Annotated in this window: 13 protein-coding genes; 10 read left to right on the forward strand and 3 right to left on the reverse strand. The window is 67.4% G+C overall.

The genetic code is table 11. From position 1 onward, the window contains the following. Positions 1-81 precede the first annotated feature (81 nt). The 6 genes from ABGI63_RS13855 to ABGI63_RS13880 are packed head-to-tail and all read left to right on the forward strand — an operon-like array spanning position 82 to position 5,986. Entirely contained in the window at positions 82-2,916 is a 2,835-nt protein-coding gene (locus tag ABGI63_RS13855) for a monovalent cation/H+ antiporter subunit A (protein WP_349742977.1), read from the forward strand. 8 nt (positions 2,917-2,924) lie between these two features. Further along, complete coding sequence (locus ABGI63_RS13860) at positions 2,925-3,266, forward strand: Na+/H+ antiporter subunit C (RefSeq protein WP_349743180.1); 342 nt, start codon at positions 2,925-2,927, stop codon at positions 3,264-3,266. After that, entirely contained in the window at positions 3,263-4,867 is a 1,605-nt protein-coding gene (locus ABGI63_RS13865) for a monovalent cation/H+ antiporter subunit D (RefSeq protein WP_349742978.1), read from the forward strand. Before ABGI63_RS13860 ends, ABGI63_RS13865 begins: the two co-directional genes overlap by 4 nt. After that, complete coding sequence (locus ABGI63_RS13870; RefSeq protein WP_349742979.1) at positions 4,867-5,358, forward strand: Na+/H+ antiporter subunit E; 492 nt, start codon at positions 4,867-4,869, stop codon at positions 5,356-5,358. The genes ABGI63_RS13865 and ABGI63_RS13870 overlap by 1 nt, the downstream gene beginning before the upstream one ends. Then, positions 5,355-5,642: a K+/H+ antiporter subunit F gene (locus ABGI63_RS13875; protein ID WP_432767419.1), complete on the forward strand. Its 288-nt coding sequence runs from the start codon at positions 5,355-5,357 to the stop codon at positions 5,640-5,642. Before ABGI63_RS13870 ends, ABGI63_RS13875 begins: the two co-directional genes overlap by 4 nt. A gap of 5 nt (positions 5,643-5,647) precedes the next feature. Beyond that, positions 5,648-5,986 (forward strand): Na+/H+ antiporter subunit G, encoded by a 339-nt coding sequence (locus tag ABGI63_RS13880; protein WP_349742980.1) that lies wholly within the window; start codon positions 5,648-5,650, stop codon positions 5,984-5,986. 6 nt (positions 5,987-5,992) lie between these two features. Here ABGI63_RS13880 and ABGI63_RS13885 read toward each other — a convergent pair whose 3' ends face one another. Next, the gene (locus ABGI63_RS13885) at positions 5,993-6,619 is read right to left on the reverse strand and encodes a TIGR00645 family protein (protein ID WP_349742981.1); all 627 of its coding nucleotides are present in this window, start codon (positions 6,617-6,619) and stop codon (positions 5,993-5,995) included. A gap of 170 nt (positions 6,620-6,789) precedes the next feature. On the opposite strand from ABGI63_RS13885, the gene acs reads away from it, so the two are divergent. Further along, the gene (gene acs, locus ABGI63_RS13890) at positions 6,790-8,754 is read left to right on the forward strand and encodes an acetate--CoA ligase (RefSeq protein WP_349742982.1); all 1,965 of its coding nucleotides are present in this window, start codon (positions 6,790-6,792) and stop codon (positions 8,752-8,754) included. 62 nt (positions 8,755-8,816) lie between these two features. Here the strand turns inward: acs and ABGI63_RS13895 are convergent, their stop codons facing one another. Next, positions 8,817-9,128, reverse strand: a complete 312-nt coding sequence (locus tag ABGI63_RS13895; RefSeq protein WP_349742983.1) for a c-type cytochrome — start codon at positions 9,126-9,128, stop codon at positions 8,817-8,819. Between the two features lie 117 nt (positions 9,129-9,245). Here ABGI63_RS13895 and ABGI63_RS13900 point away from each other — a divergent pair, with 117 nt between their 5' ends. Then, entirely contained in the window at positions 9,246-9,491 is a 246-nt protein-coding gene (locus ABGI63_RS13900; protein WP_137942006.1) for a TIGR04438 family Trp-rich protein, read from the forward strand. Positions 9,492-9,517: 26 nt separating this feature from the next. Here the strand turns inward: ABGI63_RS13900 and ilvD are convergent, their stop codons facing one another. Further along, entirely contained in the window at positions 9,518-11,200 is a 1,683-nt protein-coding gene (gene ilvD / locus ABGI63_RS13905) for a dihydroxy-acid dehydratase (RefSeq protein ID WP_349742984.1), read from the reverse strand. An 89-nt stretch (positions 11,201-11,289) separates the two neighbouring features. On the opposite strand from ilvD, the gene ABGI63_RS13910 reads away from it, so the two are divergent. Then, positions 11,290-12,183, forward strand: a complete 894-nt coding sequence (locus tag ABGI63_RS13910) for a LysR family transcriptional regulator (RefSeq protein ID WP_349742985.1) — start codon at positions 11,290-11,292, stop codon at positions 12,181-12,183. Between the two features lie 48 nt (positions 12,184-12,231). After that, positions 12,232-13,035 (forward strand): prolipoprotein diacylglyceryl transferase, encoded by an 804-nt coding sequence (gene lgt, locus ABGI63_RS13915; RefSeq protein ID WP_349742986.1) that lies wholly within the window; start codon positions 12,232-12,234, stop codon positions 13,033-13,035. The last annotated feature ends 1 nt before the right edge of the window (position 13,036 follow it).

Consider the following 13,036-nt stretch of genomic DNA (forward strand, 5'->3'; position numbering starts at 1 on the left):
AACTTTCCGATCGCGCGCCTAGAGCGTCCCCGGGGGCAGGTCTTGCCGAGAGTCGCCCCCGCTACCCACTCTGACGACACGATGAACCTGCTTGCTTCGGTGGTTCTGCTGCCGCTTCTGCTCGGCACCGGCCTGTGCTTCTGGCTGGGCCGCAAGAGTGCCTACCGTCAGGCCCCGGCCTGGGCCGCCGGCCTGACCACCGCTGCCGCGCTGGGCCTGCTGGCCTCGGCTGCGCCGGCCGTGTTCGAGGGTCAGGTCTTGCTGGGCTTTGCCGAGTGGGTGCCGGCCATAGGCCTGAACCTCGGCTTCCGGCTCGACGGTCTGGCCCTGCTGTTCGCCGGCCTGATCACGGCCATCGGCCTGCTGATCGTGCTCTACGGCGCCTACTATCTGCACCGTGAGGACCCGGCCGGCAAGTTCTACAGCCTGCTGATGCTCTTCATGGCGGCGATGCTGGGCATTGCGCTGAGTGACAACCTGCTCCTGCTGGTGGTGTTCTGGGAGCTGACCAGCATCTCGTCCTTTCTGCTGGTGGGTTATTGGGGCCACAAGGAGGAGGCCCGCCAGGGCGCGCGCATGGCGCTGGCGGTGACCGGCGGCGGCGGCCTGGCCCTGCTGGCCGGCGTCATCCTGCTGGGCCAGATCGCCGGCACCTATGAGCTCTCGCAGATGCTCGACCAGGGCGCACTGGTACAGGCCGACGGCCGCTACCCGCTGGCCCTGGCCCTGATCCTGGTCGGCTGTTTCAGCAAGAGCGCCCAGCTGCCCTTTCACTTCTGGCTGCCCGAGGCGATGGCGGCACCGACCCCGGTTTCGGCCTATCTGCATTCGGCCACCATGGTCAAGGCCGGGCTGTTCCTGATGATGCGGCTGTACCCGGTGATAGGCAGCGGCTCGGCGCTGTTCGAGGTGGTGGTGGCCTCGGTGGGCCTGGCGACCATGGTGTTCGCCGCCTTTGTCGCGATCTTCAAGCACGACCTGAAGGGATTGCTGGCCTACTCGACGATCAGCCATCTGGGCTTCATCACCTTTCTGATCGGCCTGGGCTCGCCGATGTCGGCCGTGGTCGCGGTGTTCCATATCCTGAACCACGCCAGCTTCAAGGCCGCGCTGTTCATGACGGCCGGCATCGTCGACCACGAGTGCGGCAGCCGCGATATGCGCCGGCTCGGCGGCCTGATGAAGGCCATGCCCTGGGTCGGCAGCCTGGCCCTGCTGGCGGCGGCGGCCATGGCCGGCCTGCCGCCGTTCAACGGCTTTCTGTCCAAGGAGCTGATGCTGGATCAGGCCCTGCAGGCCGATTTCTGGGGCCCGCTGTCCTGGGCGATCCCGCTGCTGGCCACCTTGGGTGGGCTATGTTCGGTGGCTTACTCGCTGCGCCTGGTCCACGACGTGTTCTTCAATGGTCCGGCGCGGGACTTGCCGAACCCGCATCCGCATGAGCCGCCGCTGGGCATGAAGGCACCGGTGGCGCTGCTGGTCGCGATCTGTGTGGCCGTAGGCCTGGCGCCGATGTGGATTGCCGGCCCGCTGGTGAGCTTGGCGGCGAGCAGCATGCTCGGCGCGCCGGCACCGGCTTTCGAGTTCGCGCTCTGGCATGGCCTCAATTTGCCGCTGCTGATGAGCGCGGTCGCGGTGGCCGGCGGCGCGCTGCTTTATTTCGGGCTCGGTCGCGGAGGGCGGCTGCACCGCTATCGGCCGGGGCCCCTCAGTGCCAAGGCCCTGTTCCATGCGGTCATCGACGGGCTGATCGGCCTGGCCGGGCGTGGCACCGCGCTGCTGGAGAATGGCTCGCTGCAGCGCTATGCGGCCTGGATGGTGGCGCTGGCGGTGGGCCTGTCAGTCTGGCCCCTGCTGGGCCAGAACCTTGGCACAGGCGAGCGCGAGCTGCTGGCTGCGCCGCCGCTGGCGGTGGGGGTGTGGCTGCTGCTGATCGTGCTGGGCGCGGCCCTGCTGGTGATGCAGCGCCAGCGCTTTGTCGCGGTGGTGCTGGTGGGCGGTGTGGGCCTGATCTGCTCGCTGGCTTTTCTGGCACTGTCGGCGCCCGACCTGGCGCTGACCCAGCTCTCGGTCGATGTGGTCTCGACCGCGCTGCTGCTGATGGGCCTGGCCTTGCTGCCGCAGCTCAGCCCGGTCGAATCGAGCCGGCTGCGGCGCGGACGCGATGCGCTGCTGGCCATCGCTGGCGGTGGCGGCATCGGCTGGCTGGCCTGGCTGATGCTGACCCGCAACCATGACTCGATCTCGTGGTATTTCCTGGAGCAGTCGCTACCGGGCGGCGGCGGCACAAATGCGGTCAATGTGATCCTGGTGGACTTCCGCGGCTATGACACCTTCGGCGAGATCACCGTGCTGGGCATTGCGGCGGTGGGTGTGCTGGCTCTGCTGGACGGATTCCGGGTCGCCAAGCCCAAGGCCGATGCCGAGGGTCGGCCCTGGAGCTATGCGCGCGAGCCGCTGATGCTGCGTGTCGTCGCGCGCCTGGTGCTGCCGCTGGCCTTGCTGCTGTCGGCCTATATCTTCTGGCGCGGCCACAACCTGCCGGGCGGCGGCTTTGTCGCCGGCCTGGTCACCGCGGTGGCCCTGCTGCTGCAATACATGGCCCAGGGCCAGCAGCGCGCCGAGAGCCTGTTGCGCGCCGGGGGCGGGCGGCGCTTTGTGCGCTGGATAGGCGCGGGCCTGGGCATTGCCTGGTTGACCGGCGTCGGCGCCTTTGTGTTCGGCCGGCCCTTCCTGAGCAGCGCCCATGGCCACCCGACCGTGCCGCTGCTCGGTGAGCTGCCGCTGGCCACGGCAGCGCTGTTCGATCTGGGGGTCTATATCACCGTGGTGGGGTCGACGCTGCTGATGCTGTCGGTGCTGGGCGCGGCGAGCAAGGCAAGCGGCACGGCCAGTGCGCGAGGGGCGAGGGCATGACGATCTCGATGGAATTCCTGCTGGCCAGCGGCATCGGCTGGGTCACGGCCTGCGGCATTTATCTGCTGCTGCGCGGGCGCAGTTTCTCGGTGGTGCTGGGCCTGAGCCTGATCGGCTATGCGGTCAATGTCTTCATCTTCGCGATGGGGCGGCTGTGGAGCGCCGCGCCGCCCATCCTGCGCGACGGGGCTGCCGTGGCCGACCCCTTGCCCCAGGCCCTGGTGCTGACGGCCATCGTGATCGGCTTCGCGACCACCGGCTTCGTGATCGAGCTGGCCTTGCGCAGCCGGCATGAGAACGACAGCGACCATGTCGATGGGCGACCCGACGCGAAAGGCGAGGCGCGATGAACTGGATCGCTTTGCATCTGCCGATCCTGCCGGTGCTGCTGCCGGCCATCACCGCCGTGCTGCTCTTGCTGCTAGGCGACCACGGCGGCGATGCCGGTCACGGTCACCACAAGCTCTTGTGGGCGCGCCGCCTGACGCTGGCCTCGACCGCGCTGGGCCTGTTGATCGCGGCCGCGCTGGTGCAGCGGGCTGCGGGCGGCGAGTTGATCGCCTACCGGGTCGGCGACTGGCCGGCACCCTTCGGCATCATGGTGCTGGTGGACCGGCTGGGCGCGATGATGCTCTTGCTGGCAAGCTGCGTGGCCTTGCCGGTGCTCTGGTACGCCAGCGGCGGCTGGGACGCCCATGGCCGCTATTTCCACGCGCTGTTCCAGTTCCAGCTGATGGGGCTGAGCGGCGCCTTCGTGACCGGCGATCTGTTCAATCTCTTCGTGTTCTTCGAGGTGCTCTTGATCGCCAGCTATGTGCTGATGGTGCATGGCCAGGGGCGGGAGCGCTTCCGGGTCGGCCTGCACTATGTGGTGCTGAATCTGGCGGCCTCGGCGCTGTTCCTGATCGGCGTGGCCCTGATCTATGCGGAGACCGGCACCTTGAACCTGGCCGATCTGGCGCTGCGCGTGCCGCAGGTGGCGGCGCCGGACGCGGCCGTGCTGCGGGTCGGCGCGCTGCTGCTGCTGGTGGTGTTCGGCTTCAAGGCCGCGCTGATGCCGCTGGCGATGTGGCTGCCGGCCACCTATGCGGCGGCCAGCCCGCCGGTGGCGGCGCTGTTTGCCATCATGACCAAGGTGGGGGTCTATGCCATCGTGCGCGTGCATGGCGTGGTGTTCGGCGACAGCGGCGGCGCCACAGCCTTGACGGTGGAGCCGGTGCTGCTGCCGCTGGCGCTGGCCACCAGCGCGGTCGGCGTGATGGGCGCCCTGTCGGCCCGCACGCTGGCGCGCCTGGTGGCCTGGCTGACGGTGGCCTCGGTGGGCACGGTGCTGGCGGGCCTGGGGCTTTATGGCGCGGCGGCCTGGGGCGCGGCCTTCTACTACATGCTCAACAGCACGCTGGTGATCGCGGCGCTGTTCCTGCTGGCCGAGCTGGTGGCGGCGCAGCGTGGCGAAGCCGAGGGTCGGCTGGTGCCGGCCTCGCCGCTGGCCCAGCCGACCTTGCTGGGCCTGATGCTGTTGCTGGCAGCGGCCTCGACCGCCGGCTTGCCGCCGCTGCCGGGCTTCATCGGCAAGCTGCTGCTGCTGCAGGCGGCCAGCGGCCATGCCTGGGCCGTCGGCTTCTGGGCCGTGCTGCTGGGGGTGGGCTTTTTCACGCTGGTGGGCCTGGCGCGCGCCGGCAGCATCCTGTTCTGGCATCTGCGCAGCGATCTGCCGGCCTGCGGCGATTCGGGCAGCAGTCCCAAGCTGGTGCTGGCCACCTGCGCGCTGCTGGCGGCCAGCGTGCTGATGAGCGTGGCGGCCGCGCCGATCCAGCGCTATACCGAGGCGGCGGCGCTGCAGCTGGCGGATCGCGCCGCCTATGCCCAGGCGGTGCTGGGCGAGCAGGGCGGGGCGGCGGCGCAGACGACCCGGCCCTATCGGATCGACAAGCCCGAGGAGGCCCGCTGATGCCTGGCAAGAAATGGCTGAGTCACCCGCTGCTGTCGCTGCTGCTGGCGGCGGTCTGGCTGCTGCTGCAGCAAAGCCTGGCCCTGCCGCAGCTGATCGTGGCGGCCCTGCTGGGCCTGCTGCTGCCGCGTCTGCTGCAGGGTTTTCTGGGGCCGGCGCTGCGCCTTCGCAAGCCCGGTCTGGCGCTGCGCCTCGTCTTCATCGTGCTGTGGGACATCCTGGTGTCGAACCTGGTGGTGGCCCGCCTGGTGCTGTCGCCCGGTGCCCGCCCGCAGCCGGCCTGGGTGCCGGTGCCGCTGGCGCTGCGCCAGCCGGGCGCGATCTCGCTGATGGCTTCCATCATCACGATGACGCCGGGCACGGTGTCCTGCGTGGTCGATGAGGAGGCCCATGAGATCCTGGTCCATGCCTTGGACTGTGACGACCCGCTCGCGCTGGCCGCCCAGATCAAGGCACGCTACGAGCGGCCGCTGCTGGAGATCTTCGGATGATGGAACACCTGCCTCTGATCGCCTGGGCGCTGGACTTCGCCACGGCCGCCATTGGCCTGGCACTGTTGCTGTGCGGCTGGCGCCTGCTGAAGGGGCCGACGGCCACCGACCGCGTGCTGGCGCTGGACACCCTGTATGTCAACGCGCTGGCCCTGGTGGTCCTGCTGGGCATACGCCAGGCCAGCGAGCTGCTGTTCGAAGCGGCGCTGCTGATCGCGCTGCTGGGTTTTGCCTCGACCGTGGCGCTGGCGCGCTATCTGAGTCGCGGCGATGTGATGGAGTGATGACGATGAACGAGCTGCACTGGGCCCTGCAAGCCCTGGTCGCTGCGCTGCTGGTGATAGGCGGGGTGTTCGCGCTGGTGGGCGCGATCGGCCTGCTGCGCTTCCCGGACTTCTTCATGCGCCTGCATGCACCGACCAAGGCCAGCACGCTGGGCGTCGGCGGCGTGCTGCTGGCCAGCCTGCTGATCCACTGGGCCCAGGGCGATCACGGTCTGCACGAGCTGCTGATCACGCTGTTCATCTTCATCACCGCGCCGGTTTCGGCCAATCTGCTGGCCAAGGCGGCGCTGCATCAGCGCCAGCCGTCCAAGGCCGAGCTGCCGGCCGATCAGCCGCAGCCCTGAACGGGGTCAGTGTTTGCCCGAGCCGCTGTGATTGGCGTTGAGCAGCTTGTCGGTATAGGCGATCGCGATGGCCGAGAACAGGAAGGCGATGTGGATCAGGGTCTGCCACATCAGGGTCTTCTCGGTGTAGTTGTCGGCGTTGATGAAGGTCTTCAGCAGATGGATCGATGAGATGCCGATGATGGCGGTCGCCAGCTTGACCTTCAGCACCGAGGCATTGACATGGCTCAACCACTCGGGCTGGTCGGGGTGGTCTTCCAGGCCCATGCGCGAGACAAAGGTCTCGTAGCCGCCGATGATGACCATGATCAGCAGATTGGAGATCATCACGACGTCGATCAGGCCCAGCACGACCAGCATCAGAATGGTCTCGTTGAGCTTGGCGATCGGCTCGTAGCCGGTCACCACGCCGGCCGCATCCTTGATCACGGTGGCCTTGTAGCCAATGCTCTTGACCAGCATCGCCAGCGCGTCCTGGTTGCCGAAAGCGGCCTCGATCAGGTGCACCAGCTCGGTCCAGAACTGGAAGACATAGACGCCCTGGGCCAGGATCAGGCCCAGGTAGAGCGGCAGCTGCAGCCAGCGGCTGGCAAAGATCAGATTGGGCAAGGGGCGCAGACGGCGTGTGCTCATGGGGGACGGCTCAAGGGTTCGGTAGCGGGCGATTCTAGGGCCCCGGGGTCCGACCGCAGCGCGGGCCGATCACGCCCGGTTACGGGGTTAGAGTAAGCGCTTCGTCAGAGACTGCACGCACAGTCCTGACCCAGCGATCAGCGATCTTGGATGCCCGAGGAGACATAGCGATGACACAGAGCAACAAGCAATACCTGCCCAGCGCCGATTGGCAGGCCCAGGCCCATGTCAAAGGCATGGCCGGCTACCAGGCCCTGGTGGCCGAGGCCGAGGCCGATTACCAGGGCTTCTGGGCCCGCCAGGCGCGCGAGCTGATCAGCTGGCAGACGCCCTTCACCCAGGTGCTCAACGACAGCGAGGCGCCGTTCTTCAAGTGGTTCGAGGATGGCCGGCTGAACGTCTCCTACAACTGCCTGGACCGCAATATCGAGGCCGGCCTGGGCGACAAGACCGCGCTGATCTTCGAGGCCGACAACGGCGATGTCACCAAGGTCAGTTACAGCGAGTTGCTGGTCCGTGTGTCCCAGCTGGCGAATGCGCTGAAGAGCCGTGGCGTGAAAAAGGGCGACCGGGTCGTCATCTATATGCCGATGTCGGTTGAGGGCGTGGCTGCGATGCAGGCCTGCGCCCGCATCGGCGCGACGCATTCGGTGGTGTTCGGCGGCTTCTCGGCGCAATCCTTGCGCGACCGCATCCAGGACGCCGGCGCGGTGATGCTGATCACCGCCGACGAACAGCAGCGCGGCGGCAAGGCCCTGCCGCTGAAGGCCATCGTCGACGAGGCCCTGGCCGACAACAGCTGCCCGAGCCTGGAGGATGTGATCGTCTACAAGCGCACCGGCGGCGCGATCGGCTGGGTCGCGGGCCGCGACCAGTGGCTGCACGAGATCGTGGCCGGCCAGTCCAGCGACTGCGCGCCGGAATGGGTCGAGGCCGAGCACCCGCTGTTCCTGCTCTACACCTCGGGTTCGACCGGCAAGCCCAAGGGCGTTCAGCACAGCACCGGCGGCTATCTGCTGCATGCGGCGCTGACGACCAAGTGGACCTTCGATCTGAAGCCCGACGATATCTTCTGGTGCACCGCCGACATCGGCTGGGTCACCGGCCACACCTATATCACCTATGGCCCGCTGGCGCTGGGCGGCACCGAGATCGTGTTCGAGAGCATCCCGACCTTCCCGGATGCCGGCCGCTTCTGGCAGATGATCGAGAAACACAAGGTCACGATCTTCTACACCGCGCCCACCGCGATCCGCTCGCTGATCAAGGCGGCCGAGAGCAATGAGGCCGTGCACCCGAAGCGTTATGACCTGAGCAGCCTGCGCCTGCTCGGCTCGGTCGGCGAACCTATCAATCCGGCCGCCTGGGAGTGGTACCACGCGAATATCGGCGGCGGCCGCTGCCCCATCGTCGACACCTTCTGGCAGACCGAGACCGGCGGCCACATGATCACGCCGCTGCCGGGCGCGACGCCGCTGGTGCCGGGCTCCTGCACCTTGCCCTTCCCGGGCATCACGGCCGCCATCGTCGACGAACTGGGTAACGACGTGCCCAACGGGCAGGGCGGCATCCTGGTCGTCAAGAAGCCCTGGCCCTCGATGATCCGCACGATCTGGGGTGACCCGGAGCGCTTCAAGAAGAGCTACTACCCGGCCGAGCTCAAGGGCTATTACCTGGCGGGTGACGGCGCGATCCGCGATGCCGAAACCGGCTACTTCACGATCACCGGCCGCATCGACGATGTCTTGAACGTGTCCGGCCACCGCATGGGCACGATGGAGATCGAGTCGGCCCTGGTCAGCTGCACCGAGCTGGTGGCCGAGGCGGCCGTGGTGGGGCGTCCGGACGACACCACCGGCGAGGCGATCTGTGCCTTCGTCGTGCTGAAGCGTCCGCGCCCGACCGGCGACGAGGCCAAGGCCATCGCCAAGCAGCTGCGCGACCATGTGGCCAAGGAGATCGGTCCGATCGCCAAGCCCAAGGACATCCGCTTCGGCGACAACCTGCCCAAGACCCGCAGCGGCAAGATCATGCGCCGCCTGCTGCGCTCGGTGGCCAAGGGCGAGAGCGTCACACAGGACACCTCGACGCTGGAGAACCCCGCCATCCTGGAACAGCTGGGCCAGGCCTACTGAGCTCGCCGGCCTGCAATGAAAAAGCCCCGCTGTGCGGGGCTTTTTTTATGGCGCTCGGACGCTCACTTGATCGTCATCACCCACTTGGCCAGCTCCTCGGCCTCGGCCGGATTGACCTGGGCATTGGCGGGCATGGGCACGGGGCCCCAGACGCCGGAGCCGCCCTTGATGATCTTCTCGGCCAGCTTCTTGACGGCGTCCTTGTCCTTGGCGTACTTGGCCGCGACGTCCTTGTAGGACGGGCCGACCAGCTTCTTGTCGGTCGCATGGCAGGCCATGCAGTTCTTCTTCTGTGCCAGTTCGGCGTTGGCAAAAGCGGCCGGAGCGGCCAGGGTGGCGGCCAGTGTGGCCAGGGCAATCAGAGAGGATTTCATGGTTTCCTTTCGGCTCAACAATCTCGGAGGGCTGGTCGGTGCAATCTGCACTACAGTGCTGACAGCATAGCCTCGCCCGCGATTTTATGGGGCGGCATGGATCAAAGGAGTCGTGTGATGTTGTTGATGGCCGTCGGTGTCGTGCTCTTGCTGCTCAAGCTGGTGGGCGTGGCGCCGGTCAGCGAGTGGAGCTGGCTCTGGGTGCTGGCGCCCTTCGGCCTGGCCGTGCTGTGGTGGGCCTGGGCCGATGCCAGCGGCTATACACAGAAAAAGGCCATGCAACGCATGGACCAGCGCAAGGAAGCGCGCCGCGAGCGCTCGCTCGAAGCGCTGGGCCAGAGCGAGAAGCAGCGCCGCAAATAGCCGGCGCCGCTTTTTCTACACTTCCGTTACTCGAACAGGTCGAGCACCGCACCGGAGCTGGCGCTCGACGCGGTCTTCGCGAACTTGGCCAGCACGCCGCGGGTGTAGCGCGGTGCCGGCTGCTGCCACAGCGTCTTGCGGCGCGCCAGCTCGGCGGCGTCCACATGCAGCTCGAGCTTGAGCTGGTGGGCATCGATGGTGATGCTGTCGCCCTCCTGCACCAGCGCGATCACACCGCCCGCATAGGCCTCGGGGGCCACATGGCCGACCACCATGCCCCAGGTGCCGCCGGAGAAGCGGCCATCGGTGATCAGGCCCACGCTCTCGCCCAGGCCCTGACCGATCAGCGCGCCGGTCGGCGCCAGCATCTCGGGCATGCCCGGGCCGCCCTTGGGGCCCAGATAGCGCAGCACCATGATGTCGCCGGCCACGATCTTGTTGGCCATGATGGCGGCCAGCGCCGATTGCTCGTCCTCGAAGACCCGGGCCGGGCCGGTCATCACCGGGGTCTTCAGACCGGTGATCTTGGCGACCGCGCCCTCGGGCGAGAGATTGCCCTTCAGGATGGCCAGATGGCCCTGCGCGTAGATCGGCGCGCTGACGTCGCGGATCACGGCCTGGTCGGCGCGCAGCTCGGGCACCTCGGCCAGGTTCTCGGCCACGGTCCTGCCGGTGATGGTGATGCAGTCGCCATGCAGCAAGCCGGCCTTCAGCAGCACCTTCATCACGGCCGGGATACCGCCGGCCTTGTGCAGGTCCACCGCCAGGAACTGGCCGCTGGGCTTCAGGTCGCACAGCACCGGAATCTTCTTGCGCATGCGCTCGAAGTCGTCGATGGTCCAGTCCACTTCCGCCGCGTGGGCGATGGCCAGGAAGTGCAAGACCGCATTGGTCGAGCCCCCGGTCGCCATGATGACGGCCACGGCGTTCTCGATGGCTTTCTTGGTGACGATGTCGCGCGGCTTCAGGTCGGCCTTGACGGCCTCGACCAGCACGGCGGCAGCCTTCTGGGTGTTGACCACCACCTCGTCCTCGACATTGGACATCGACGAGGAATAGGGCAGGCTCATGCCCAGCGCCTCGAAGGCCGAGCTCATCGTATTGGCCGTGTACATGCCGCCGCAGGAGCCGCTGCCGGGGATGGCGCGCTTCTCGATCTGACAGAAATCCTCTTCGCTCATCTTGCCGGCGCTGAACTGACCGACCGCCTCAAAGACGCTGACGATGTTCAGGTCCTGGCCCTTGTAATGGCCGGGCTTGATGGTGCCGCCATAGATGTAGATGGCCGGCACATTGGCGCGCAGCATGCCCATCATGCCGCCGGGCATATTCTTGTCGCAGCCGCCGATCACCATCACGCCGTCCAGCCACTGGCCGCCGACGCAGGTCTCCACGCAGTCGGAGATCACCTCGCGCGAGACCAGCGAGTACTTCATGCCCTCGGTGCCCATGGCCATGCCGTCCGAGATCGTCGGTGTGCCGAAAACCTGCGGGTTGGCACCGGCGGCCTTCAGGCCGATCACGGCGGCATCGGCCAGCTTTTGCAGGCCGGAGTTGCAGGGCGTGATCGTCGAGTGGCCGTTGGCGATGCCAATCATCGGCTTGCCGAAGTCGCTCTCCTGGTAGCCCATGCCGTAATACATGGAGCGGTTCGGGGCGCGGGCCACGCCCTCGGTGATGTTCTTGGAACGGCGGTTGATCGCTGACATGGGTGTCTCCTCAGAATTGCTGCAGTTTGCGCGGCCGGTGATCGTTTATCAAATATATTATTCAATGATGATTGATATGTATTGAAGCAATGATTGAGCTCAGAAGCCTGCGCCAGTTCCTTGCCGTTGCGGAGGAGTTGCATTTCGGCCGGGCGGCCCTGCGCCTGCACATGACCCAGCCGCCGCTGACCCAGGCGATCCAGAAGCTGGAGCAGGCGCTTGGCGCGCCGCTGTTCGAGCGCAGCAGCCGCTCGGTGCGGCTGAGCCCGGCCGGTGAGGCCTTGCTGCCGCAGGCGAGGCGCCTGCTGCTGGAGGCCGAGCAACTGGGCACCCTGGTGCGCGCGGCCGCCGAGGGCCAGCGCGGCCGGGTGCGGCTGGGCTTTGTCTCGACCGTCGGTTTCGGCGAGCTGCCGCGCTGGCTGCGCGCTTTCCGCGAGCAGCAGCCCGACATCGTGCTGAGCCTGCGCGAGGCCACGCTGGACGTGCAGCTGCAGCAGTTTTCCGGCGAGGATCTGGACGCCGGCTTCGTGATCCATGCGCCGGGCGCCTTGCCGGCCGGCTTCGAGGCCCTGGGCATCGCCCGCGAGCCCATGGTGCTGGCGCTCAGCGCCGAGGAGGCGCTGGCCGCCAAAGCGCAGCTGGCGGCCGCCGACATCCTGGCGCTGCCGCTGGTGATCTTCCCGCGACAAATAGCGCCCTCGCTGTTCGATGCGGTGCTGGCCTTCTACCGCGATCAGCAGGCCGCACCGGTGATCGCCCAGGAGGCGATACAGATGCAGACCATCGTCAACCTGGTCTCCGCCGGCATGGGCGCGGCCTGGGTGCCGGAGTCGGTGATGGGCTTGCAGCGCAGCGGCGTGGTCTACAAGCGCGTGGCCGGCAGGGTGCCGGTCTGCGAGACCAGCCTGATCTGGCGCCCCGATGCCGGGCCGGCGGTGCGTCGCTTTGTCCAGCATGTCCAGGCTTGCCTCGGTTTGACATGATGAGCCGCCCACTATGATGCGCGGCTTGCTTCAAGAGGTGCTTACGCCATGCTGGTCCACCCCCAGTTCGACCCCATCGCCATCAGCCTCGGCCCGCTGGCCGTGCATTGGTACGGCCTGACCTATCTGGCCGCCTTCGGCTTGTTCCTGTGGCTGGCCAATCTGAAAGTGCGCCAGCCGCAGTTCGCGGCGGCCGGCTGGAGCAAGCGCGATGTCGACGACCTGCTGTTCTTCGGCGTGCTGGGCGTGGTGCTGGGCGGGCGGCTGGGCTATGTGCTGTTCTACAAGCCCGACTACTACCTGCACCACCTCGGCGAGGTGCTGGCGGTCTGGAAGGGCGGCATGGCCTTTCATGGCGGCCTGCTCGGTGTGCTGGTCGCGATGGCGCTGTTTGCCAGGCTGCGCGGCCGCAAGTTCTTCGAGGTCACCGACCTGATCGCGCCCTGCGTGCCCACCGGCCTGGCGGCCGGGCGCATCGGCAACTTCATCAACGGCGAGCTGTGGGGCCGGGCGGCCGACCCCAGCCTGCCCTGGGCGATGATCTTTCCGCAGGCCGGCGATGGCGGCGTGCCGCGCCATCCCTCGCAGCTCTACCAGTTCCTCGGCGAAGGCCTGCTGCTTTTTGTCGTGCTGTGGTTTTATGCGAAGAAGCCGCGCGCGACCGGCCAGGTGTCCGGCCTCTTCCTGATCGGCTATGGGCTGATGCGTTTCCTGGCCGAGTTCTTCCGCGAGCCGGACGACTTCCTGGGCCTGCGGGCCTTCAATCTGAGTCAGGGACAATGGCTGTCGCTGCCGATGATCGCGGCCGGTGTGCTGATCTGGCTCTGGGCCAGCCGCCGCCAAGCCAACTGAG

Source organism: Roseateles cavernae (assembly GCF_040187885.1).
Lineage (GTDB): Bacteria > Pseudomonadota > Gammaproteobacteria > Burkholderiales > Burkholderiaceae_C > Roseateles_E > Roseateles_E cavernae.

Bases quoted from the DNA above. Each gene is read 5' to 3' on its own strand.
- ABGI63_RS13870 (WP_349742979.1), top strand. From the start codon at position 4,867: ATGCCTGGCAAGAAATGGCTGAGTCACCCGCTGCTGTCGCTGCTGCTG.
- lgt (WP_349742986.1), top strand. From the start codon at position 12,232: ATGCTGGTCCACCCCCAGTTCGACCCCATCGCCATCAGCCTCGGCCCG.
- ABGI63_RS13900 (WP_137942006.1), top strand. From the start codon at position 9,246: ATGTTGTTGATGGCCGTCGGTGTCGTGCTCTTGCTGCTCAAGCTGGTG.
- acs (WP_349742982.1), top strand. From the start codon at position 6,790: ATGACACAGAGCAACAAGCAATACCTGCCCAGCGCCGATTGGCAGGCC.
- ilvD (WP_349742984.1), bottom strand. From the start codon at position 11,200: ATGTCAGCGATCAACCGCCGTTCCAAGAACATCACCGAGGGCGTGGCC.
- ABGI63_RS13865 (WP_349742978.1), top strand. From the start codon at position 3,263: ATGAACTGGATCGCTTTGCATCTGCCGATCCTGCCGGTGCTGCTGCCG.
- ABGI63_RS13875 (WP_432767419.1), top strand. From the start codon at position 5,355: ATGATGGAACACCTGCCTCTGATCGCCTGGGCGCTGGACTTCGCCACG.
- ABGI63_RS13895 (WP_349742983.1), bottom strand. From the start codon at position 9,128: ATGAAATCCTCTCTGATTGCCCTGGCCACACTGGCCGCCACCCTGGCC.
- ABGI63_RS13860 (WP_349743180.1), top strand. From the start codon at position 2,925: ATGGAATTCCTGCTGGCCAGCGGCATCGGCTGGGTCACGGCCTGCGGC.
- ABGI63_RS13855 (WP_349742977.1), top strand. From the start codon at position 82: ATGAACCTGCTTGCTTCGGTGGTTCTGCTGCCGCTTCTGCTCGGCACC.
- ABGI63_RS13880 (WP_349742980.1), top strand. From the start codon at position 5,648: ATGAACGAGCTGCACTGGGCCCTGCAAGCCCTGGTCGCTGCGCTGCTG.
- ABGI63_RS13885 (WP_349742981.1), bottom strand. From the start codon at position 6,619: ATGAGCACACGCCGTCTGCGCCCCTTGCCCAATCTGATCTTTGCCAGC.
- ABGI63_RS13910 (WP_349742985.1), top strand. From the start codon at position 11,290: ATGATTGAGCTCAGAAGCCTGCGCCAGTTCCTTGCCGTTGCGGAGGAG.